We start from the raw sequence: 21,930 nt of genomic DNA, 5'->3' as shown, positions 1-21,930 counted from the left end.
GCGTACTCCGTCAGTCCGGGAATTCGAGCCCCATCTCGCGGTAGCGCTCGGGGTCGTCCGACCAGTTCTCGCGCACCTTCACGAACAGGAAGAGATGCACCTTCTGTTCGAGAATCTCCGCGATTTCCTTGCGCGCGGCGGTGGAGATGGCCTTGATGGTCTCGCCGCCCTTGCCCAGCACGATCTTCCGCTGGCTCTCGCGCTCGACGAAGATGGTCTGCTCGATGCGGGCGGAGCCGTCCGGCAGCTCCTTCCAGGAATCGGTCTCCACCGTGGAGCGGTAGGGCAGTTCCTCGTGGAGCCGGTGGAACAGCTTCTCGCGGGTGATCTCGGCCGCCAGCATCCGCATCGGCGCGTCGGAGATCTGGTCCTCGGGGTAGAGCCAGGGCCCGAGCGGCAGCAGCCCCGCCAGCCAGCCGCGCAGCTCCTTCAGCCCGTCGCCTTCCAGCGCCGAGATCATGAACAGCTTGTCGAAGCTCACCTTGTCGGCCACCTCGGCGGCGAGGGCGAGCAGGTTCTCGCGCTTCACCAGGTCGATCTTGTTCAGCACGATGGCGCGCGGCCGGCGCACATCGGCCAGCCCGCGCAGGATGGCCTCGACATCCTCGGTGATGCCGACCCGGGCATCCACCAGCAGCACCACCGCGTCGGCATCGCCGGCGCCGCCCCAGGCGGAGCGCACCATCGCCTTCTCGAGCCGGCGCTTCGGCGCAAAGATGCCGGGCGTGTCCACCAGCACGATCTGCGTCGCCCCTTCCAGCGCGATGCCACGCACCAGCGAGCGCGTCGTCTGCACCTTGTGCGAGACGATCGACACCTTGGAGCCCACCAGCGCGTTGGTGAGGGTCGACTTGCCGGCGTTGGGCGCGCCGATCAGCGCGACGAAGCCGCAGCGCGTCACCTCGTCCGGCGCGCCCGCCGGTTCCGCCGCGGGGGACGGGTCTTTGTCGGTCATGAAATCACTCGTTCGAGGAAGGCGGAGGCCGCCGCCTTCTGGGCATTCTGCTTGGAACTGCCGACACCTTCCACCGGTTCGTGGCCGGGAAGCTCGACGGCGATGCGGAAGTGCGGGCTGTGGTCGGGTCCGCTGCGCTCGACCAGCCGGTAGACCGGCGGCGGCAGGCCGCGGGCCTGCGCCCATTCCTGCACCGCGGTCTTCGGGTCGCGGCGCTGGCCGCGCAGCGCGGCAAAGCGCGGGCGCCAGAACCGCTCAACCAGTTTCTCGGCGGCGGCGTAGCCGGCATCGAGATAAAGCGCGGCGAGCACCGATTCGGCGACGTCGGCGAGGATGGCGCGGCGCTCGCGGCCGCCGGCGCGGTCCTCCCCCGCCCCAAGCCGCAGGAAGGGGCCGAGCCCCATCGCCACCGCAACCTCGGCGCAGGCCTCCTCGCAGACGAGTTCCGCGAGGCGGCGGGACAGCTCGCCCTCCTCCGCATCGGGACAGGCGCGGTAGAGCATGTCGGAGATGATCATCCCCAGCACGTGGTCGCCGAGGAATTCGAGCCGCTGGTAGGAGCGCAGCCGCACCGGCTGGCCGGGCCGCGCGGTCACCGCGCTGATGTGGGTCAGCGCCAGCGCCAGCAGGCCGCGATCGGCGAAGGCGTGGCCGAGCTGCTCCTCGAGCCGGGCGAGGTCGGCATGGTCGGTGCCGCGTGCGGCGCGCGTCATCGGACCAGCGTGAAGAAGCGGTCCCAGCGCAGCGTCCACGGCCACTTCCAGAACTGCCACGCCGCATCGCCTTCCTTCACCGAGAAGAAGATGAGCTGGGCCCGGCCGATGAGGTTGTCATAGGGCACGTAGCCGACCTGGCTGAGCACGCGACTGTCGGTGGAATTGTCGCGGTTGTCGCCCATCATGAAATAGTGGTTGGGCGGCACGGTGTAGACCGGGGTGTTGTCGTAGAAGCCGTTGTCGACCAGATCGAGCGTGTAGTAGCTCACGCCGTTGGGCAGGGTCTCGCGCCAGCGCTTCACCTTCTCGGAGCGGCCGCCGCCCTCTTCGTCGAGCCATTCGCCGGCCGGCTCGCGCTGCACCGCCTGCCCGTTGATGTGGAGCACGCCGTCGATCATCTGGATCTGGTCGCCCGGCAGGCCGATCACCCGCTTGATGTAGTCCGTCTCCTCGTCGCGCGGCAGCTTGAACACCACCACGTCGCCGCGGTTGGGGGTCGAGCCGAGGATGCGGCCGTCGAACAGCGGCGGCGAGAGCGGAAGGGAGAAGCGGCTGTAGCCATAGCTGAACTTCGAGACGAACAGGTAGTCACCCACCAGCAGCGTCTCCTTCATCGATCCCGAGGGGATGTTGAAGGGCTGGAACAGGAAGGTGCGGATGACGATGGCGATGAGGAACGCGTGGATGATGACGCGCACCGTCTCGCCGATGCCGCCTTCCTTTTTCGGTTCCGTGGTCGATGACATGTCGTGTTCCGCTGGCCGCCGGGTCTGTCGGGCCGGGCGGGCATGGCGCCCGCAGTGGCCCGCGAAGGAGGCTCGTATAACCGCTCGCCACCGATGCGGCAACGCGCCCAACTCACGAAACCGCTAGCTGCCGCATAGTCATGAGGCAGGTGACGCCTCAGGATGCGTCCGTCTTGGGCACCGCGCTGATGATGACGAAGGCTTGCGCCATCGGGCCGTCATCGGTGATGGTGAGGTCGATCCGCGCCTCGAAGCCCTCCGGCGTCATCGCCGCCAGCCGGGCCGCCGCCCCGCCGGTGAGCGCCAGGGTCGGCCGGCCGGAGGGCAGGTTCACCACCCCCATGTCGCGCCAGAACACACCGTGGGAGAGCCCCGTGCCCAACGCCTTGGAGCAGGCCTCCTTGGCGGCGAAGCGCTTGGCGTAGCTCTCCGCCCGCTTCACCCGCCGGTCGGACTTCGCCCGCTCCACCGGGGTGAAGACCCGCTCCAGAAAGCGCTCGCCGTGGCGCTCCAGCGTCTCGGCGATCCGTCGCGCATCGATGATGTCGGAGCCGATTCCAAGGATCATGCGTCCTCCCCTCACGCCGCGGCGTGGCTGGCGGCGAGCCGGCCGCGCAGCACCGCCCGGCCCTGGGCCATCGCCGCGCGCATGCGCCGCACGGCGGTCTCAAGCCCTTCGAACACCGCCTCGCCGACCAGGAAGTGGCCGATGTTCAGCTCCCGCACCTGCGGCAGCGCCGCCATGGCCTGCGCGGTGGCGTAATCGAGCCCGTGGCCGGCATGGATTTCGAGGCCGAGGCCGGCGGCCTGCTCGGCCGCGACGACCAGCCGGCGCAGCTCCGCCTCCGCGGCGGCGCCCTCGCCCGCGGCGAGGAGATCGCACCAGGCTCCGGTGTGAAGCTCGATTACCGCCGCGCCCGATTCAGCGGCGGCCGCGACCTGCGCGGGATCGGGGGCGATGAACAGCGACACCCGTATGCCGGCCTCCGCCAGCCGGCCGATATGGCCGCGAAGAGCCGCGCCGCCGCCCACCACGTCGAGCCCGCCTTCCGTGGTGCGCTCCTCGCGCCGCTCCGGCACGAGGCAGCAGGCATGGGGCGCGATGGCGAGGGCGATCGCCACCATCTCGTCGGTGGCGGCCATTTCAAAATTCAGCGGCACCGACAGCTCGGCCTTCAGCCGGGCCATGTCGGCATCGCGGATGTGGCGGCGGTCCTCGCGCAGATGGGCGGTGATCCCGTCGGCGCCGCCCGCGACCGCAAGCGCCGCCGCCCGTACCGGATCGGGAAGGAGGCCGCCGCGCGCGTTCCGCAGGGTGGCGACATGGTCGATATTCACGCCGAGCCGGATCGGCGAAACCACCGGCACCGGCGCGCTCATGCCGGGGCGCCGGACTTGAGGCCGCGGCTGCCGGGCTTCACCGGCGGCAGGGCGGCGAGCTCGGGCGGCAGGTTGTCGGGGGCATAGGTCGGGATATCGAGCTGGGCCAGCGAGACCAGCGGCACGCCGAGATCGGCCTTGCCGCCGGAGCGGTCGATCAGGCAGGCGGCGCCCACCACATGGCCGGGATGTTCCGCGATGGCGGCGAGGCATTCGCGCGACGACAGGCCGGTGGTGACGATGTCCTCCACCATCAGCACGCGGGCGCCCTCGGGAATGGCGAAGCCGCGACGCAGCGCGAACCTGCCGTCCTCGCGCTCGACGAAGATCGCCTTGGCGCCGAGATGGCGCGCGGTCTCATAGCCCGGCACGATGCCGCCGACGGCGGGAGAGACGACATAGTCGATGGTGCCGAAGCGGGCCTGCGCCTTCTGGGCCAGTGCCCGGCACAGCGTCTCGGTGCGCGCCGGATCCTGGAAGATGAACATCTTCTGCAGGAAGACCGGGCTGCGCAGACCGGAAGAAAGAATGAAGTGGCCTTCGAGGAGGGCGCCGGCGGACCGGAACTCCTCCATAACCTCGTCCTGCGTCATGTCGCGTCCAGTGGGCTGGTGCATGGGTCCGGCGGCCGTGATAGCCGATCCGCCGGCCAACGTCACCGTCGCCGGTCCCGAGGCCCGGCCTGCGGCACGCCGCTCGTCCCCTCACCTCCTGCCGGCGAGCCCCGGCCGCGTCACCGGCCGGCTGTCGCCCCTGCCCGTGTCATTCCGCGGCGAGGGCCGTCGGCGCTTCCTCCGCCAGTTCGTCGGTCCAGACCTCGAAATGCGTCAGCATGTGCGGCCCGAAGGTGCTGACGATGGCGACATCCGCGGCATCCCGGCCGCGGGCGATCACCACGCGTCCGATGCGGGGCACATTGTGGCGGGCGTCGAAGCTGTACCACCGGCCGTCGAGATAGGCCTCGAACCACGCGCTGAAATCCATCGGCGCGGGGTCGCGCGGCACGCCGATATCGCCGAGATAACCGGTGCAGTAGCGCGCGGGAATGTTCATGGCCCGGCACAGCGCGATGGCGAGATGGGCGAAGTCGCGGCACACGCCCCGGCCTTCGCTGAGGCTGCGCCACGCCGTGCGGGTGTTGTCGGCGTGGTGATAGCCGAAAGCGATGCGCTGGTGGACATAGTCGCAGATCGCCTGCACCCGCGCCCAGCCTTCCGGCACATGGCCGAACAGCCGCCACGCCTCACCGCCGACCAGGTCGGATTCGACATAGCGGCTCGGCAGCAGGAACGGCATGGCGTCCGGCGGCAGATCGGCCACCGGGGTCTGCCGCGCCGCCGGCTCCACCGGGTCAGGCAGGCCGCTGTCGCGGATGATGCCGTCCCGTTCGATCACGGTGCGCCCCGCCGGCAGGGTGAGCCGGCGCACGACGTTTCCGAACCCGTCGGTGTGGGTGCGCACCGGGGCCGGCGGCTGCAGGCCGAGCGCGCCTTCCTGAAGGACGTCGCGGCGGCGCGAGGGATGAATGTCGACGAGGAACTGGGCGGGCGTGGGCTGCGCGCAGTCAAGCGCCAGCCGGAAGCCGAAGCGGATGCGCATCGGGCATGTCCTTGAGCTGGTGGGTGAGCCCGGCGAATCCCCGGGGCCGCGTGTCAGGCCGGGCGACGGAGCAGCCGGGCGCCGCCGGAACGCGCCCGCAGGCAGGCCAGCCCGGCCTGTCCCGACAGGCGCGCCACCTTGCCTTCCGCCTCCACCCCCGGGTTGCGCAGAACCCGGCCGCAGGCCTCACGCAGGCTGCCGGCGGCGAGGCGGTAGAAACTGGCGAGGAATTCGGCGCGCATGGGTGTCGTCTCCCGTGTTTCAGGGGGAACAAAGCCGCATCGGGCGCAAAAGTTCCGCGAGGCCGCGATCAGGCGTTGAGGCGCTCGACGCTCGACACCACAGGGCGCGCACGCAGATCGGCGAGGATGCCGTTGAGGTGGCGCAGGTCATAGACCTCGACGTCGATCACCATGCGGGTGAAGTCGGCCGAGCGTGAGGACATCCTGAGATTGGCGATGTTGCCGTCCCGCTCGCCGATCACCTGGGCGATCTGCGCCAGCGAGCCGGGCTCGTTGGTGGCGGTGACCACGATCTGGGCGGGGAAGCGCTGCGGGCTCTCCTCGTCGATGTCCCAGCGGACGTCGAGCCAGCGCTCCGGCTCCTCCTCGAAGTCCTGCAGCGCCGGGGACTGGATGGGGTACACCGTTATCCCCTCCCCCGGCGAGAGGATGCCGACGATGCGGTCGCCCGGCACCGCCCCGCCATTGGGCGCGAAACGCACCGGCAGCTCGCCGTTGAGCCCGCGGATCGGGATCGCGGTGGCGGGGTCGGCCTCCGCCTCGATGCCGGGGATCTTGAACTTCAGGCTCTGGCCGCGCTTCAGCTCGAACCAGCCCTCGCCGCGCGGGGCGGCGGCGCGCTCCTCCGGCGGGCGGGCGCCGGACCATTCCGGGTGCAGCGCCTTGATGACGTCGTCGGGCCGGATCTCGCCGCGCCCGACGCCGGCATAGACATCCTCCAGCGAGGCGCGGGCGAGCCGGTTCAGCGCGCCGGCGAGCTTCTCCTCGGAAAACGGCTTGCCGGCGCGGGCGAAGGCGCGCTCGGCGATCTTGCGGCCCAGCGCGGCGTATTGCGCCCGCACCGCGACCCGGGTGGCGCGGCGGATGGCGGCGCGGGCCTTGCCGGTGACGACGATCGATTCCCACGCCGCCGGCGGGGTCTGCGCCGGCGAGGTGATGATCTCGACCTCGTCGCCATTGTGAAGCTCGGAGACCAGCGGGGAGACCTTGCCGTTGATCTTGGCGCCGATCGCCATGTTGCCGACGTCGGTGTGCACGGCATAGGCGAAGTCGATCGGCGTGGCGCGGCGCGGCAGCGCGATCAGCCGGCCCTTGGGGGTGAAGCAGAACACCTGGTCGTGGAACAGCTCCAGCTTGGTGTGTTCGAGGAACTCCTCGGGGCTGGAGCCCTCCGCCAGCAGCTCGATGGTGCGGCGAAGCCAGGCATAGGCGCTGGAATCGCGGGTGAGCAGGTCCTCGGTGGCGCTGGCGCCGTCCTTGTAGATCGCGTGGGCGGCGATGCCGTATTCGGCGATCTCGTGCATCTTGCGCGAACGGATCTGCAGCTCCACCCGCTGCCGGCCGGGGCCGACCACGGTGGTGTGGATGGAACGGTAGTCGTTCTGCTTGGGGGTGGAGATGTAGTCTTTGAAGCGGCCCGGCACCACCGGCCACTTGGTGTGCACCACGCCGAGTGCGGCGTAGCACTGGGCGGTGTCCTCGACGATGATGCGGAAGCCGTAGATGTCGGACAGCTGCTCGAAGGCGACCGACTTCTGCTCCATCTTGCGCCAGATGGAATAGGGCCGCTTCTCCCGTCCCTTCACCTGCGCGGTGACGCCCTTCTGCGCCAGCGCCTCCGCCAGCTCGCGCTCGATGGCGGAGAGCACCTTGCCGCTGCTGTCCTTCAGCGCCTGCAGCCGGGCGAGGATGGAGTTGTAGGCCTCGGTGGAGAGCTGGCGGAAGGAGAGGTCCTCCAGCTCCTCGCGCATGTCCTGCATGCCCATGCGGCCGGCGAGCGGGGCGTAGATGTCCAGCGTCTCCTGGGCGACGCGGCTGCGCTTTTCCTCCGGCACCCATTTGAGGGTGCGCATGTTGTGGAGCCGGTCGGCGAGCTTGACCAGCAGCACCCGCACATCGTCGGCGATGGCGAGCAGCAGCTTGCGCAGGTTCTCGGCCTGCTTGGCCTGGCGCGAGACGAGGTCGAGCTTCTTGATCTTGGTCAGGCCCTCGACGAGGGCGGCGATCTGCTTGCCGAACCGGGTCTCGATCTCCTCGCGGGTGGCGTCGGTGTCCTCGATCGTGTCGTGCAGCAGCGCCGCCACGATGGTGGCGTCGTCGAGCTTGAGGTCGGTGAGGATCGCGGCGACTTCGAGCGGGTGCGAGAAATACGGGTCGCCGGAGGCGCGGGTCTGCGTGCCATGCGCACGCATCGCATAGACATAGGCCCGGTCGAGCAGCGCTTCGTCGGTGTTCGGGTTGTACCGGCGGACGCGCTCGACGAGCTCGTACTGCCGCATCATGACAGATCACACCCGCGAGAAGGGCCGGACGCCGGCCCCGAATGCTAGATATCGTCTGCCGGGCGCGCGGGTGCAAGCGGCGTATCACCGCGCTGCGGCAAAACACGTCGCCGCGACAGGGCCTTGGGCCGGAAACGAAAACGGCCCGGCATGGGCCGGGCCGTCGGGTTCGGATCGGGAGAGGGGATCAGCCCTCGTCCTCGTCGCTCGGCTCGGGCGGGACGAGGCCCTGGAGGCCGGCGAGAAGCTCTTCCTCGGTCATGCGGTCGAGCATGACGTCGGAATCGTCGCCGCCGCCTTCCGAGCTGCTGGAGGCGATCATCGGCACCGTCTCCGGCTCCGGCTCGTCCACCTCGGTGAACTTCTGCAGGGAGTGGATGAGGTCTTCCTTCAGATCCTCCGGGGAGATGGTCTCCTCGGCGATCTCGCGAAGGGCCACCACGGGGTTCTTGTCATTGTCGCGGTCGACGGTGATCGGCTGGCCGGACGAGATCATCCGGGCGCGATGGCCGGCGAGCAGAACGAGTTCGAAGCGGTTGTCGACCTTGTCGATGCAATCCTCGACGGTAACGCGAGCCATGCCTCGGCACTCCTGGATTTTGGGGATTCACCGGCTCCCATAGACCAAGCCGGGCCGGAGAGCAAGCCGGCACCCCGCGCCGGACCCGCCGCCGCCCGGGCAAAGCCGGCTGACGGAAGGGGATGGGGAAAAGATCGCCGGCTCAGGAAAACCGGGGGGGTGCCTTCTACGCGCCATAAATGCGCTGTGTTAGGATGATGTCCGTTGTTACGCACGCGAACGTGCCCCCTGATTTTTTCGACACTGCCGGGTATTGCCTGTCATGGCCAGCACTATGGAAAAGACCGCGCTTTTCATCGACGGCGCCAATCTCTACTCCGCGACCAAATCGCTGGGTTTCGACATAGATTACAAGCGGCTTCTGAAGGAATTCCAGTCGCGCGGCTATGTATTGCGTGCATTCTATTACACCACACTGGTGGAAGACACCGAATACTCCTCCATCCGCCCGCTGCTCGACTGGCTGGATTACAACGGCTATTCGGTCGTGACCAAGCCGGCGCGGGAGTTCACCGACAGCCAGGGGCGCCGGCGCATCCGCGGCAACATGGACATCGAGCTGGCGGTGAACGCGATGGAGCTGGCCGCCCATGTCGACCACATCGTGATCTTCTCCGGCGATGGCGATTTCCGCTCGCTGGTCGAGGCGATCCAGCGCAAGGGCGTGCGGGTGAGCGTCGTCTCGACCGTGAACACCCAGCCGCCGATGATTTCCGACGACCTGCGCCGGCAGGCCGACGCCTTCATCGACCTGGTGGAGCTTCAGGCCCGCATCGGCCGCGACCCCGGCGAGCGTTCCGGCCGCATGCAGGAGACGCCGCGCTTCCTCGAACGCCGCAACCCGCCGCCGGCCGCCGCCCCGGACGACCTGCCCGAGGGCTGAACGCCCCCGCATTCCGAAAGCCGATGTCACCCATGCGCGCTCCATCGACCGCGCCGGCCGCCGGCGCCGAGCCCCCGCGCGACTGCCCGCTCTGCCCCCGCCTCGCCGGCTTCCGCGCGCACTGGCGGGCGCAGGAGCCGGGCTGGCACAACGCGCCGGTGCCCTCCTTCGGGCCGAGCGACGCACGCCTGCTCATCGTCGGGCTGGCGCCGGGGCTGCGCGGCGCCAACCGCACCGGGCGCCCCTTCACCGGCGACTATGCCGGCGAGCTGCTCTACCAGACCCTGCTCGACTTCGGCTTCGCCACCGGCCGGTTCGAGGCCCGGCCCGACGACAGCCTCGTTCTGACGCAGGCCCGCATCACCAATGCGGTGCGCTGCGTGCCGCCGGAGAACAAGCCGACCACGGACGAGATGAAGACCTGCCGCCCCTTCCTCTCCGGCACGCTGGCCGCCCTGCCCCGGCTCGCGGCGGTGGTGGCGCTGGGCAAGATCGCCCATGACCAGGTGGTGGCGGCGCACGGGCTGCGGCTCTCGCACTATAAATTCGCCCACGGCGCCCGCCACGCGCTTGGCCCGATAACCCTTTTCGACAGCTACCACTGCTCGCGCTACAACACGAACACCGGCGTGCTGACGCCGGAGATGTTCCGCGCGGTGTTCGCCAGCGTGCGGCGCTTTCTCGATACGGGGGTGTGAGGCGTGAGCACTCTGTAACTCTACAATACGAACGATTATCGTCGGCCCTGACTGCAACGTTGCTGCCAAACAAAAACAGGGGGCTAGTCATGGACGAACAACCTAAAATCAGAAAGACCCTTGCGTCTCATTTCAATGAGGCTATCGGCAGGAGCCTTAATGAAAAAGAAGAAAAACAAAAGCGCGATACCGTAGAACTTTTGCTCGAAATGCAGTCTAAAGCTTACGATAAAGCAGCGACTTATACGACGATAGTCATGGCGGGCGGATATGCCGGCGCATTCACCGCTTGGTCAAATACTTCTGAACATTTAAACGCAAAAACAAATGCTTATATTGGTATAAGTCTTGTATTTTCACTGGCAATATTTATTTTCTTCGAAATATATAAAATGATAATTAATGGAATTACACTCCATCGCAACATGCGGTTATTGTCAAATAATAACTTAACTCCATCTGAATTTCTTCAAAAACTTCAATTAAATCAAAAAATTGATAGTAAAATAAGCATTATGTTTTTGTGGACGTGGTTTGTTATTCTATTTTTAAGTATAATTAGCGCTTTATTTGCAGTTGGAATTATGTTCTGGAACTATATGGCCCTAATTACGAAGTGGCCAGCATGGCCGGCATGATGCCGCCCTACCTCTCCACCGGCGCCCACAGCACCTGCTCGATCCGGCTGGCGCCGGTCGCCAGCATCACCAGACGGTCGAAGCCGAGCGCGATGCCCGAGGCCTCCGGCATCGCCGCCAGCGCGGCGAGGAAATCCTCGTCGATCGGGTAGCGCTCGCCATAGAGCCGCTCCTTCTCGTCCATCCAGCGGACGAAGCGGCGGCGCTGCTCGGCGGCATCGGTCAGCTCGCCGAAGGCATTGGCCAACTCGACCCCGCAGGCATACAGCTCGAACCGCTCGGCGACGCGCGGGTCGCCCGGCTTCGGCCGCGCCAGCGCCGCTTCCGCGACGGGGTATTCGCACAGGATGGTGGCGCGGCCGATGCCGAGCCGGGGCTCCACCTTCTCCACCATCACCCGGGTGAAGACATCGGCCCACACATCGTCGTCCGCCACGCGGAGGCCCGCGGCCCGAGCGGCCTGCCACAGCCCGTCGCGGTCGGTTTCCCCGCCCGGCCCGAGGCCGGCGAGCAGGTCGATGCCGGCGAAGCGCTCGAATGCCTCGGCCACCGTCAGCCGCTCGGGCGGCGCCAGCGGGTCGACGGCAAGGCCGCGGAAGCTGAACGCCCGCGCCTCGACCGTGGCGGCCGCCGCCGCCAGCAGCGCCGCGCAATCCTCCATCAGCGCCTCATAGCCCTCCCCGGCGCGGTACCACTCCAGCATGGTGAATTCCGGGTGGTGCAGCGCGGTGCGCTCGCCATTGCGGAACACCCGCGCCAGGGTGAAGAGGCGTGGCTCACCCGCGGCCAGCAGCTTCTTGGCGGTGAACTCCGGCGAGGTGTGGAGATAGCGCGGCTGCGCCGTGCCGTCGGGCGCGACGAGCTCGGTGCGGAAGGCGTGGAGATGGGTCTCGTTGCCGGGCGAGACCTGGAGGATGGGGGTTTCCACCTCGACGAAATCCCGCGCGGCGAAGAAGCCGCGCAGCGCCGCCGCGATGTGCTGCCGCCCCAGCAGAAAGGGCCGGCGGTCGGCATGGACATGCGGGCTCCACCACGGTGAGGCATCGGTGGACGGCGCGGTCGCCATGGCGGCTCTCCGGGGTTGGCGCGGAGCGGGTGCGCTTGTATAGGAGGCGCCAACGGAATCCCGGTGCGCGCGTTCGGCCGCACCCAACAGCCAGAGGACCGCAATGGTCAAGGTCATCGCCAGCACGCTGCGCAAGGGCAACGTGGTCGACATCGACGGCAAGCTCTACGTCGTGCTCACCGCCGACAACATCCACCCCGGCAAGGGCACCCCGGTGACCCAGCTCGACATGCGCCGCATTTCCGACGGCGTGAAGATCTCCGAGCGCTACCGCACCACCGAGCAGGTCGAGCGCGCCCATGTCGAGGACCGACCCTACACCTTCCTCTATTCGGACGGCGAGGGCTACCACTTCATGAACCCGGAGAATTACGACCAGGTGGCGGTGCACCCGGACGTGATCGGCGACCAGGCCGCCTACCTGCAGGAGAGCATGCAGGTCATGCTGAAGATGCATGACGGCGTCGGCATCGCCATCGAGCTGCCCCAGCGCGTCGTGCTGGAGGTGGTCGAGACCGAGCCGGCGATGAAGGGCCAGACCGCCTCCTCCTCCTACAAGCCGGCGGTGCTCTCCAACGGCGTCCGCTCCGCCGTCCCGCCCCATATCGGCGTCGGTACCCGGATCGTGGTGATGACCGCCGACGGCTCCTATGTCGAGCGCGCGAAGGACTGACCGATGACGGGAACGGATGGTGCGTCCAACCTGCGGATTCGTTCCCTTCATCCACCTGACCGCACTGACTGGTCACGGCTCTGGAGCGCCTATCAGCGCTTCTACGAGGCCGATATTCCCGCCGCGACCACCGAGGTGACCTGGCGGCGCCTGCTGGACCGGGCCGAGCCGGTCCACGGCGCCCTCGCCCTCGACGCCGCCACCGGCGAGGCCCTCGGGCTGGTGCATTTCATCGAGCACCGCTCGACCTGGGTCGCGACACGGTCGGTCTATCTCGAGGATTTGTTTGTGATTCCAGAGGCTCGCGGGCGCGGCATCGCCCGGGCGCTGATCGGGCACGTGGCGGATCATGCCCGCGAGCTGGGGGCGCCGGCGATCCACTGGCTGACCCACAGCACCAACACGACGGCGCAGAAGCTCTATGACAGCGTCACCGGCGGGCGCTCCGGCTTCATCCAATACCAGCTCAACATTGGTGCGAAGAGCGGCGACTAACTCACTGTCGCAGCTCTCGAATCAGCCGCGATCCCGCATCAGCCGCTGCTTGTCCCGCGCCCAGTCCTTGGCTTTCAGCGCCTCGCGCTTGTCGTGGGCCTGGCGGCCGCGGGCGATGGCGATCTCGATCTTGGCCCGGCCCTGCTCGTTGAAATAGATCCGCAGCGGCACCACCGTCATGCCTTCCCGCTCAACCGCTTGCCAGATCTTCGCAATCTGGCGGCGGTGCAGCAGAAGCTTGCGCGGCCGCCGCGGCTCGTGGTTGAAGCGGTTGGCCTGCAGATATTCCGGGATGAAGGCGTTGTAGAGGATCGCCTCGCCCGATTTCGCCGAGGCGTAGCTCTCGCCCAGCGTCGCCTTGCCGTCGCGCAGGCTCTTCACCTCGGTTCCCTGCAGCGCGATCCCGGCCTCGAACACCTCGCCGATGTCGTAATCGAAACGCGCCCGCCGGTTGTCGGCGACGACCTTGCGCGGCAGTTCCTTCTTTTTCTCGGCCATGCAACGTGGTCCCCGTTCGCCGATACCGCGTCGAATCCGCGGTATCGACTTGTCAGATAAGCCGTTTGGCGGAAAGCGCCAGCAGCGCCGCGCCCGGCTACCGCCTCATCGCGAGGCGGGTTTCAGTTGATCAGCCCGGCATGCACCATGGCGGCGCGGACGATGTCGCGGGTCTTCTCCGACACCGGAACCATCGGCAGCCGCGCCTCCTCGCTCATGCGGCCCAGCACCGAAAGCGCGTATTTGGTCGGGCTGGGGTTGGTCTCCACGAACAGCGACTGGAACAGCGGAAACAGCCGGTCCTGAAGCTCGAGGGCGGCCTTGTAGTCCCCGGCAAGGCAGACCGACTGGAGCTGCGAGCACAGCTTGGGCGCGACGTTGGAGGCAACCGAGATGCAGCCATCCCCGCCATGGGCCATGAAGGCGAGCGCGGTGGCGTCCTCGCCCGAGAGCTGGTTGAAGCCGGGACCCATGGCCTGGCGCTGCTGCGACACCCGCGCCAGATTGGCGGTCGCGTCCTTCACGCCAGCAATGTTCGGCAGCTCGAACAGCCGCGCCATCGTCTCCACCGAGACATCCACGACCGAGCGGCCCGGGATGTTGTAGATGATGATGGGAATGCCGATGGCGTCATTCACGGCCTTGTAGTGCTGGTAGAGCCCTTCCTGGCCGGGCTTGTTGTAATAGGGCGCCACCACCAGCACAGCGTCGGCGCCGGCCGCCTCGGCATGGCGGGCGAGGTCGACGGCCTCAGCCGTGCTGTTGGAACCGGCACCCGCGATCACCGGCACCCGGCCGGCGGACTGGGCAACGCACCACTCCACCACCCGCTTGTGCTCGTCATGGGAGAGCGTGGGGCTCTCGCCCGTGGTGCCGACGGGAACGAGGCCGTGCGTGCCTTCCTCGATCTGCCAGTCCACGAACGCGCGAAAGGCTTTCTCGTCCAGCGCCCCATCGCGAAACGGCGTCACGAGAGCCGTGAAAGAGCCACGGAAAGGCGGCTTGTGGGGCATGGCGCGCTCCTGGAAGGTTCGGCTGGAGAGGTCGTCGGGGTCCGGCTGGAGAGAGGCCCGCGCGATCCGTCGACTCGGGCCTGCGGCCGAGACCACGGCGCGAGCCGCAAGGGCGCATCAGATATCGCGTCGCCGCCATGGAAGGAAGTGCGATTATTACACGGCCAGCGTCGAAGTCCGCACCCGATACACGAGACGGGCGTGCGATCCAGCGGCGGCCGTGGCGAAAAGAGCTGGCGAACGGCCCGTTCCCGAGCGTGGAGGTCGTCCCGTGTCAGCCCCCGGCAAGGCACCCCAGCGTAAAGCCTCTTGGCAGGTGCCTTCCAATGCGGCACCCTGCCGCTCTTCCGCCTGTTTGTCCGGCAATAGTCGCTGCGGAAGCTGGACAGGGTCAAAGTCCGTTTCCGGGCTCGTGGTTAGCGTTTCGTCAATAAGATCGCGAGACAACTGGACGTGCCGGATGTGAGGGCGTCCGCGGGTTTCCATTCGACCAGCCCGGGTCCGCCGATCGAAGGAGAGCAGCCGAATGCATCGCGCCCGCGCCAGACTGAGCTTCAGCCGCCTGCGTGTCTCGACATCGCTGGCTGCGCTGCTGCTCGCGTCCAGCGTGGCCTTCGTCCCGGCCTTCGGCCAGACGGCGCCGACGCCCCCGGCCAAGGACAAGGCAAAGCAGCTGCCGAAGACGCTCACCGTCGCGCCACCCTCCAAGCCGGGCCACAAGCCGGCAGCCAAGGCGACGGCCAAGTCCGGCTCCGCCACCGCCAAGCACACGATCGATCCCACGTCGAAGAAGCCACCGGCCGCGGCCTCGCTCGGCTATGCCGATCCGCGGCCCACGGGTTCGATTGCCCAGGTGATGCCGAGCTTCAGTGGCAGCCTGGGTGGGCTGCAACAGGCCATCGCGCTGGTGGAGAAGGGCGATGCCAACGGCGCCCTCGACGCCGCCGACCGGCTGAGCGATCCCGGCCAGCAGGCGCTTGTGCGCTGGCTGGCGCTGCGGGTCACCGCCCGCGGCGTCGGCTTCGACCGCGCTCAGGCGATCCTGCGCGCCCACCCGACGCTCCCGACCCCCACGGTGCTGCGCCGCCGGCTCGAATATCTGCTGTATGCCGAGAACCGCGATCCCGGCACGATCCGCAGCTTCTTCGCCGAACAGCCGCCGATTTCCGGCGAAGGCAAGATCGCCTTCGCCCGCGCCCTTTTTGCGACCGGCGAGCGCAACGCCGGCACCGCCTGGCTGCGCGACGCCTGGCGCGAGGACGCCCTGTCGGAGGACACCGAAGCCACGGTGATGCAGGAATTCAGCGGCCTGCTCACCCGCGCCGACCACAAATATCGGGCCGACAAGCAGCTCTACAACGAGGACGCGGATCGCGGCATGCGCGCGGCCACACGGGCCGGCACCGACGTCGTCGCGCTGGCGAAGGCCCGCGTCGCTCTTTTCTCCAAGAGCGGCGACCCGGCGGCGCTGCTGAATGCCGTGCCGATGTCGCTCCGCTCGGACCCGGCCTATCTCTACACCCAGGCCAAGATCCTGCGCCGGGCCGGCAACGACGCCGGCGCCGCCGCCGTTCTCGCCCGGGCGCCGAAGGACCCGGCGCTGCTCGTCGATCCCGACGAATGGTGGACGGAGCGCCGTCTCGTCGCGCGCGAACTGCTGGATCTCGGGGACGCCCGCACCGCCTATGTGGTGGCCCGCGATGCCGCCCCTCCCGAGAACGACCACATGCGGTCGGAGGCGCAGTTCACCGCCGGCTGGATCGCGCTGCGTTTCCTCAACGATCCCCGCACGGCCCAGCAGCACTTCGCCCGTATCTCGGAAGGCCAGACCCACCCGGCAACCATTGCCCGCGGCTTCTATTGGCAGGGCCGTGCGCTGGAGGCGGTCGGCAGCACCGGGCAGGCCCGCTCCCAGTACGAGGTGGCTGCCGCCTACGGCACGACCTATTATGGCCAGCTCGCCCGGGCCCGTATCGGCAAGCCTCTGGTAGGCGTGCGGTCGGCACCGATGGCCGGTCCTGGCCAGCGCATCACGTTCTCCCGCGACGAGGGTGTGCAGATCTTCAAGCTTCTGGAACAGAGCGGCCGGCGCGATCTCGCCATCGCGCTGGCCTCCGACCTGTCGGAGCGGCTGCCAGACGAGGCAACGCTGGGCCTCCTCGGCGACACCGCGCAGAGCTTCGGCGACGCCCGCGCCATGGTCGTGATCGGCAAGAACGCGCTCAACCGCGGCATTCCGCTGGAAGCGGTGGCCTATCCGGTCATCGGCATCCCGAATTACCGGCCGATTGGGCCTGAGATCGACAAGGCACTCATCTACGCGATCGCCCGTCAGGAGAGCATGTTCAACGCCGCGATCGTCTCCCGCGCCGGTGCCACCGGGCTCATGCAGGTCATGCCGGCCACCGGGCGCACCATTGCCCGGCGCGAGGGCGTCGCGTTCGACCCCGCCCAGCTCCATGCCGACCCCGCGACCAATGTCCGCTTCGGCGCGGCGGAGCTGCGCTCGCTACTGGAGAGCTATCAGGACAATTACGTCCTCACCTTCGCCGCCTACAATGCCGGGCGCGGCAACGTCGCCAAGTGGATCGCCCAGTATGGTGACCCCCGCGATCCCAATGTCGACCCGATCGACTGGGTCGAGCGCATTCCCTTCTCCGAGACGCGCAACTATGTGCAGCGCGTCATGGAGAACGCCCAGGTCTACAAGGCCCGCTTCGGCAACCATTCGCGGCTGCAGATCGAGGCGGACCTGCGCGGCACGCGGGAGAACTGAACGGGATGGCGGCTTCTTAAGGTCGCCACCACTCCCGGAGTGGCGGAAGAGTGCTCGCGAGATGGCGGCTTCAGGCCTGCCGCCGGGTGCAGGAGCGCCGCAGCCAGCAGCCGCCGACGCAGCCGACCAGATAGGTCGCAAGCATGAGCCCGCAGGTTTCGATGGCGAACCAGATCATCGGGCCTGCTCTTCGGCGGAGGCAGCATTACGCCTGTTGGCGCAGCCGGAAAACCAGCCCGTCGCCAGACCGATGGCGAGCGCGCCGAGGAGATAGGGCCAAAGCTCATAGGCCAGGAAGAACATGGCTCACCTCACGCTGAACTCGATAGGCCGCCCGCCGTCGGCGACAGGCGGCGTGCCGGCAAAGGCGATCAGGCGCTGAGACGCTATGCCCAGAGCCGCGAAATAATCGGCCACCGCCTGTGCCCGCGCCGCGGCGAGGCCGGCTGCGGGCGCGGCCTCCTGCCCCGCCTCGGCCACCGGCGGGTTCGCCTCGGGCGCCCGCGCGACGATCTCGATGGTGGCTTCCGGGCACCCGCTCACTACGGCGGCAAGGTGGTCCAGTACCCCGCGGCTTGAAGGATCGAGCGTGGCGGTGCCCGGCTGAAACAGAATGCCGGAACGATCCAGAATATCCGCCAGCGCCTTCTGGCATCCCGTGCGGTCCATCGGTGGCGGCGGTGGGGCGACCTCCAACGTCACCTCGGCGGTGAAGCCGGGCGGCAGCTCGGTGCGAAGCGCCTCCCGAATGGCATCGATCGCGGAAGGAAACAGGGCCGCGCCGCTGATGTGCAGCTTGTGGTCGTCAAAGCGGACCTCGCCACTGTCGAGCCGGGCGAGCTCGCGAAGCGCCGCCTGCGCGGCGGCAACGAAGCCTTCCGGTGCGCCCAGCGCGACGGAGGAGACATCGTTGACCGGGATGCCGAGCAGCTCGCGCTTCGCCTGCGCAAGCAGCGCCTCATGGGCGGCGCGGTCGGGATAGAAGCCGGACACCGTCAGCCCCTGCCCGTCCTTGCGCAGCCCGAAGACATAGGGCGATACCAGGGGAGGGCGCACATCCGCTTTCGCCAGGGTGAAGCCGCCCGGCAGCGGCGCGGCCAGTGCCGCATTCACGGCGGCGAAGGCCGCCGCATCCTGAGCCTCGCCGGCAACGCTCAGGGTGTAGCCATTGCCCCGCAATTCCCCGGTCCGCAGCTTGGCGAGCTGGCCGACGCCGAAGCTCACGGCAGCGACGAAGGACTCCGCCGTGGGCCCCCCGGAGGCGATCCGCATCTCATCCGACACGGCGGTGCCGGGAAAGCCGGCGCGGACCGCGTCCTGCAATAGCCGCTTGGCGTCTTCCGAAGGGGCGTAGCCGACGAGGCGGATGCGGTTGGCGCTGCGCAGCACCCCGAAGGTGAAGGGCGAGACATTGGGCGGCTCCACCCCGAAGCGGATCAGGGTATAGCCCTCCGGCACCGCCCGCCGGGCGGCGGCAAGCGCGTCATAGGACGCAAAGTCGGGAGCGGCACCCTCGATGCTGATGGTGGTGTCGACCAGCGTCACCTTGCCGCCGGGGAGCCGCCCGAGCTGCTGGAGCGCGAAGGCAGCCGCCTTCAGCCAGCCCTCCGAATTCGGCGCCCCATCGGCCAGACGAAGCTGATCGGAGATCGCCGCACCGGGCACGGCGCCGCGCACCGCGTCCAGAAGCGCGCGCCGGGCCTCGCCAAGCGGGATGTAGCCCGCCAGCAGCACGCCGTCATCCTCGCGCTGCGCCGACCAGATGAAGGGCGATACCGTCGGCGGCAGGACGGCGAAGCGGGCGAGCTTGAAATCGCCGGGCAGGTCGGTCCGGACCGTCACCTCGAGCGCGTCATAGGTGGAGAAATCCGGCGCACGGCCCTCGATCGAGAAGGCATCGTCGGAAATGGTGACCCGGCCGGCCGGCATGCGCGCGAGCTGCTCCATGCCGAACGCGACAACGCCGGCGAAATCGCCGGCCGGCACGCCACGGGCGCGCACCAGATTCTCCTCCCCGGATACCTTGATGTCCGGCGCCATCTTGCGCGCGGATTCGACGATGCGGGCACGGGCGAAACGGGAGGGCACATAACCTTCCAGTCGGAGGTTGTTGCCATCGCGTATCACCGAGAAGGTGAACGGGCGCCGCTCGGGCAAAAGGGTGGTCGCGTCGGCCACGATGCGCACGCCGGAAAGCCGTGCCAGCTCGGCGCGGACCTTGATACGCGCCTCCTCCGAGAGAGCCTCGCCCTCGAGGAGAGCGTCACGGCCGTCAAAGCTGGCACGGGCCCAGGATTCCCCGATCTCGATCAGCAGGTCGTCCGCCCGGCTGGACAGCTCCGCCTCCAGCGGGGCGCGGGCGAAGACGACGGCCGCCACCGCCAGGAGGGCCAACGGCACGAGGCCCTTCCACCACGCCTGCCAGCGACACATCACCTACGTCTCTCCCCTCGCCGCACGCGTGCGGCCCCGGCACGACCGGCCCTTCAGGCCCACTCGCCCCGGCGCATCACCGGCTGGCGCGAACCATCCGCCAGCAGGCCATCCACGTCGATCTCGCCCGAGCCGATCATCCAGTCGATATGGATGAGGCTGGTATTGGCGCCCCGGGCCGCCAGCTCCTCGCCCGTCAACGAGGCGCCGTCGATGAAGCACTTGCTGTAGGACTGGCCGAGAGCGATGTGGCTGGCAGCGTTCTCATCGAACAGCGTGTTGAAGAACAGCAACCCGCTGCGGGATATGGGCGAGGAATGCGGCACAAGGGCGACCTCGCCCAGCCGGCGGGAGCCTTCATCGGTATCGAGCACCTTGTTCAGCACGTCGAGGCCGGTGCGCGCCTGCGCCTCGACGATGCGGCCGGCCTCGAAACGGACGGCGATGTCCTGGATGAGCGTGCCCTGATAGGCCAGCGGCTTCGTGCTGGCGACATGGCCATCCACCCGCAGGCGATGCGGCGTGGTGAAGACTTCTTCCGTCGGGATGTTGGCGTTGCAGACGATGCCGTTCTTCGCGGTGGAGGCGCCGCCGGCCCACTCATGGTCGTCGGCGAGGCCGACGGTCAGGTCGGTGCCGGGGCCACGGAAATGCAGCGCCGCGTAGCGCCGGGAATTCAGCAGCGTGGTGCGCGCGGTCAGCTCCGCATTGTGCGCCCGCCAGGCCTCCACCGGATCAGGCGTGTCGACGCGCGAGGCCGCAAAGATCGCATGCCACAGCTTGGCCATGGCGATGTCTTCGGGATCGTCCGGGAACATCGCACGCGCCCAGGCCGGCGAGGCGCAGGAGACGATGGTCCAGTTGATGTCGAAGCCGGCGATGAGCGACAGGGCCGGCATATACGCCTTGGAGCGGGCGCGATTCGCCCTCGACACCTTCTCGGGGTCTTCTGCCGACAGCAGGGTCGGGTTGTCGCCGGAGATGGCGAGCCGCGCCGCGCCGCCCCGGAACGCCGCGGCCATGCCCTCATAGAGCCAGCCGGAGGCAGCGTCGAAGCTGGCATCCGCGCCGTGCCGGAACCGCAGAAGGGTGGCTTCCTCGTCGGAAAACAGCGTCGTCACCAGCGATGCCCCCGCCTTGTAGGCGTGCTCCGTGATGCGACGCACCAGCGGAAGGGCCTCCAGCGAGGCCGTCATCACAAGTTCCTGACCGGGGACGAGACCGAGGCCCACATGCACCGCCACCTGCGCGAGGCGGTCGAGGCGCTCGGCATGGGGTGCCGGATCCACGGGCAGGCCGGAATGCGTGTTCATCGGAATCTCCGAACCGGTTGCGGGCAGCCCCGCCGGAGAGGCGATGAAGGGACGTGGAACCGCCCGCGTCAAGGGCGGAGCGTGCAGTGCGGTGGAGGGCCTTCCGCCATCGAACACCATCCACACAAAAGAAAAGGCGGGCTCTGGGCCCGCCTTTTCATCCGCTTCCAGCGATAGATCAGCGCTCGGAACGCTGATTGGCGCGCTCCTGATTGATGATCGCCTGATCGCCGGGCTGCATCCACATGGTGTTGTCGGTCGGGTCGGTGCGGCCATTGGTGGCGCCGTCATAGTAACCCGGGCCAGCCGGATAACCCGGGGCAGAGGTGTTTCGCCCCTCGTAGACGGTCGCACCGGACTGATAACCCGGCGCCGGCTGCACGTAGGTCTGGGCATTCGCGTTCATGACGCCACCGACAGTCAGGATGCCGAGCGTAGAAGCAGCAAGGATGAACTTACGCATCTGGATTCTCCGTGTCGTTTCAAGTTGTTCGGGATGTGCGGGACGCGTTTGCATCGGCACATTCGCACCTACAACCACCAACAATCGGAAAGGGTTCCACCGGCACGAAACGTCATCGCTTCACCGGGCGAAGCGGGTTGAAAGCGACTTGGGGTTCTCGCTGCGACAGCAGCACCGGCCATAACAGTGGAATCGGTCAGGCCCGGATCTTCTTCTTTGCCGAGTCCCGCGAGAACATTCCCGCCACGCGTCCGACCAGCGAGGCGAACCAGAACGGTGTCCAAAGTGGAACGTGCGCATAGGGATGAGACCGCGGCAGGGTCCGGCCTTCCCAACCGGCCACACGCGCTTCATGGCGGGCACGACCCGGCGACAACGGCTTGGAGGATGACTTGCCTGCGGCCATCGCCACGTCCTCGCCAGAGTTATTGACAACGGCCGATATCGTGCCGAATCAGATCGGTTTTGGCCAGAACTATTT

At 68.0% G+C, this 21,930-nt stretch carries 23 protein-coding genes; 6 read left to right on the top strand and 17 right to left on the bottom strand.

Translation table 11 applies throughout. The features are described 5' to 3' along the window. Positions 1-10: 10 nt before the first annotated feature. From era to rpoZ, 10 genes are all read right to left on the bottom strand, one after another. The gene (era, locus tag KHC27_RS00435) at positions 11-955 is read right to left on the bottom strand and encodes a GTPase Era (RefSeq protein ID WP_213333845.1); all 945 of its coding nucleotides are present in this window, start codon (positions 953-955) and stop codon (positions 11-13) included. Next, the gene (gene rnc, locus KHC27_RS00430; RefSeq protein ID WP_213333843.1) at positions 952-1,668 is read right to left on the bottom strand and encodes a ribonuclease III; all 717 of its coding nucleotides are present in this window, start codon (positions 1,666-1,668) and stop codon (positions 952-954) included. The genes era and rnc overlap by 4 nt, the downstream gene beginning before the upstream one ends. After that, entirely contained in the window at positions 1,665-2,417 is a 753-nt protein-coding gene (gene lepB / locus KHC27_RS00425; RefSeq protein ID WP_213333841.1) for a signal peptidase I, read from the bottom strand. The genes rnc and lepB overlap by 4 nt, the downstream gene beginning before the upstream one ends. A gap of 157 nt (positions 2,418-2,574) precedes the next feature. After that, the gene (gene acpS / locus KHC27_RS00420; protein WP_213333839.1) at positions 2,575-2,985 is read right to left on the bottom strand and encodes a holo-ACP synthase; all 411 of its coding nucleotides are present in this window, start codon (positions 2,983-2,985) and stop codon (positions 2,575-2,577) included. An 11-nt stretch (positions 2,986-2,996) separates the two neighbouring features. Further along, a complete protein-coding gene (locus KHC27_RS00415; protein WP_213333837.1) occupies positions 2,997-3,797 on the bottom strand; it encodes a pyridoxine 5'-phosphate synthase in 801 nt (266 codons plus the stop codon). Next, positions 3,794-4,390 (bottom strand): orotate phosphoribosyltransferase, encoded by a 597-nt coding sequence (gene pyrE / locus KHC27_RS00410; RefSeq protein ID WP_213333835.1) that lies wholly within the window; start codon positions 4,388-4,390, stop codon positions 3,794-3,796. Before pyrE ends, KHC27_RS00415 begins: the two co-directional genes overlap by 4 nt. A 169-nt stretch (positions 4,391-4,559) precedes the next feature. Further along, complete coding sequence (locus KHC27_RS00405; RefSeq protein ID WP_213333833.1) at positions 4,560-5,396, bottom strand: transglutaminase-like domain-containing protein; 837 nt, start codon at positions 5,394-5,396, stop codon at positions 4,560-4,562. A gap of 53 nt (positions 5,397-5,449) precedes the next feature. Next, positions 5,450-5,638, bottom strand: a complete 189-nt coding sequence (locus tag KHC27_RS00400; RefSeq protein WP_213333832.1) for a hypothetical protein — start codon at positions 5,636-5,638, stop codon at positions 5,450-5,452. Between the two features lie 68 nt (positions 5,639-5,706). Continuing rightward, positions 5,707-7,920 (bottom strand): RelA/SpoT family protein, encoded by a 2,214-nt coding sequence (locus KHC27_RS00395; protein ID WP_213333831.1) that lies wholly within the window; start codon positions 7,918-7,920, stop codon positions 5,707-5,709. 187 nt (positions 7,921-8,107) lie between these two features. Further along, a complete protein-coding gene (gene rpoZ / locus KHC27_RS00390; protein WP_213333830.1) occupies positions 8,108-8,500 on the bottom strand; it encodes a DNA-directed RNA polymerase subunit omega in 393 nt (130 codons plus the stop codon). Positions 8,501-8,762: 262 nt separating this feature from the next. On the opposite strand from rpoZ, the gene KHC27_RS00385 reads away from it, so the two are divergent. The 3 genes from KHC27_RS00385 (at position 8,763) to KHC27_RS00375 (ending at position 10,719) form a co-directional block, all read left to right on the top strand. Beyond that, the gene (locus KHC27_RS00385) at positions 8,763-9,383 is read left to right on the top strand and encodes a LabA-like NYN domain-containing protein (protein WP_213333829.1); all 621 of its coding nucleotides are present in this window, start codon (positions 8,763-8,765) and stop codon (positions 9,381-9,383) included. Positions 9,384-9,406: 23 nt separating this feature from the next. Next, positions 9,407-10,081, top strand: coding sequence for a uracil-DNA glycosylase (locus KHC27_RS00380; protein WP_213333828.1), 675 nt, complete (start codon positions 9,407-9,409; stop codon positions 10,079-10,081). Between the two features lie 89 nt (positions 10,082-10,170). Continuing rightward, positions 10,171-10,719 (top strand): hypothetical protein, encoded by a 549-nt coding sequence (locus KHC27_RS00375; protein WP_213333826.1) that lies wholly within the window; start codon positions 10,171-10,173, stop codon positions 10,717-10,719. 7 nt (positions 10,720-10,726) lie between these two features. Here the strand turns inward: KHC27_RS00375 and epmA are convergent, their stop codons facing one another. Next, positions 10,727-11,785, bottom strand: a complete 1,059-nt coding sequence (epmA, locus tag KHC27_RS00370; protein WP_213333824.1) for an EF-P lysine aminoacylase EpmA — start codon at positions 11,783-11,785, stop codon at positions 10,727-10,729. Between the two features lie 103 nt (positions 11,786-11,888). Between epmA and efp the strand changes: the two genes are divergently transcribed. Both efp and KHC27_RS00360 read left to right on the top strand, forming a co-directional pair. After that, positions 11,889-12,458, top strand: a complete 570-nt coding sequence (efp, locus tag KHC27_RS00365) for an elongation factor P (protein ID WP_213333822.1) — start codon at positions 11,889-11,891, stop codon at positions 12,456-12,458. A gap of 3 nt (positions 12,459-12,461) precedes the next feature. Then, on the top strand, positions 12,462-12,953 hold the full coding sequence (locus KHC27_RS00360; RefSeq protein WP_213333820.1) for a GNAT family N-acetyltransferase: 492 nt from the start codon (positions 12,462-12,464) through the stop codon (positions 12,951-12,953). Between the two features lie 21 nt (positions 12,954-12,974). On the opposite strand, the gene smpB is transcribed toward KHC27_RS00360, so the two are convergent. Together smpB and dapA are read right to left on the bottom strand one after the other, a co-directional pair. Further along, a complete protein-coding gene (gene smpB, locus KHC27_RS00355; protein ID WP_213333818.1) occupies positions 12,975-13,451 on the bottom strand; it encodes an SsrA-binding protein SmpB in 477 nt (158 codons plus the stop codon). Between the two features lie 122 nt (positions 13,452-13,573). Then, positions 13,574-14,464, bottom strand: a complete 891-nt coding sequence (gene dapA / locus KHC27_RS00350; protein WP_213333816.1) for a 4-hydroxy-tetrahydrodipicolinate synthase — start codon at positions 14,462-14,464, stop codon at positions 13,574-13,576. A 526-nt stretch (positions 14,465-14,990) separates the two neighbouring features. Between dapA and KHC27_RS00345 the strand changes: the two genes are divergently transcribed. Beyond that, positions 14,991-17,240, top strand: coding sequence for a lytic transglycosylase domain-containing protein (locus KHC27_RS00345; protein ID WP_213333814.1), 2,250 nt, complete (start codon positions 14,991-14,993; stop codon positions 17,238-17,240). A 174-nt stretch (positions 17,241-17,414) separates the two neighbouring features. Here the strand turns inward: KHC27_RS00345 and KHC27_RS21800 are convergent, their stop codons facing one another. The 4 genes from KHC27_RS21800 to KHC27_RS00330 form a co-directional block, all read right to left on the bottom strand. After that, a complete protein-coding gene (locus KHC27_RS21800; protein WP_281416942.1) occupies positions 17,415-17,543 on the bottom strand; it encodes a hypothetical protein in 129 nt (42 codons plus the stop codon). Between the two features lie 3 nt (positions 17,544-17,546). After that, positions 17,547-19,640: an OmpA family protein gene (locus KHC27_RS00340; protein ID WP_343210795.1), complete on the bottom strand. Its 2,094-nt coding sequence runs from the start codon at positions 19,638-19,640 to the stop codon at positions 17,547-17,549. Positions 19,641-19,726: 86 nt separating this feature from the next. Then, on the bottom strand, positions 19,727-20,986 hold the full coding sequence (locus tag KHC27_RS00335) for an aminopeptidase (RefSeq protein WP_213333811.1): 1,260 nt from the start codon (positions 20,984-20,986) through the stop codon (positions 19,727-19,729). 178 nt (positions 20,987-21,164) lie between these two features. Then, positions 21,165-21,449: a hypothetical protein gene (locus KHC27_RS00330; protein WP_213333809.1), complete on the bottom strand. Its 285-nt coding sequence runs from the start codon at positions 21,447-21,449 to the stop codon at positions 21,165-21,167. Positions 21,450-21,930 lie beyond the last annotated feature (481 nt).

The organism is Ancylobacter lacus (assembly GCF_018390635.1).
GTDB lineage: Bacteria > Pseudomonadota > Alphaproteobacteria > Rhizobiales > Xanthobacteraceae > Ancylobacter > Ancylobacter lacus.
The sequence above is the reverse complement of the archived record's forward strand: the minus strand, read 5'-3'. Positions and strand labels throughout refer to the sequence as shown.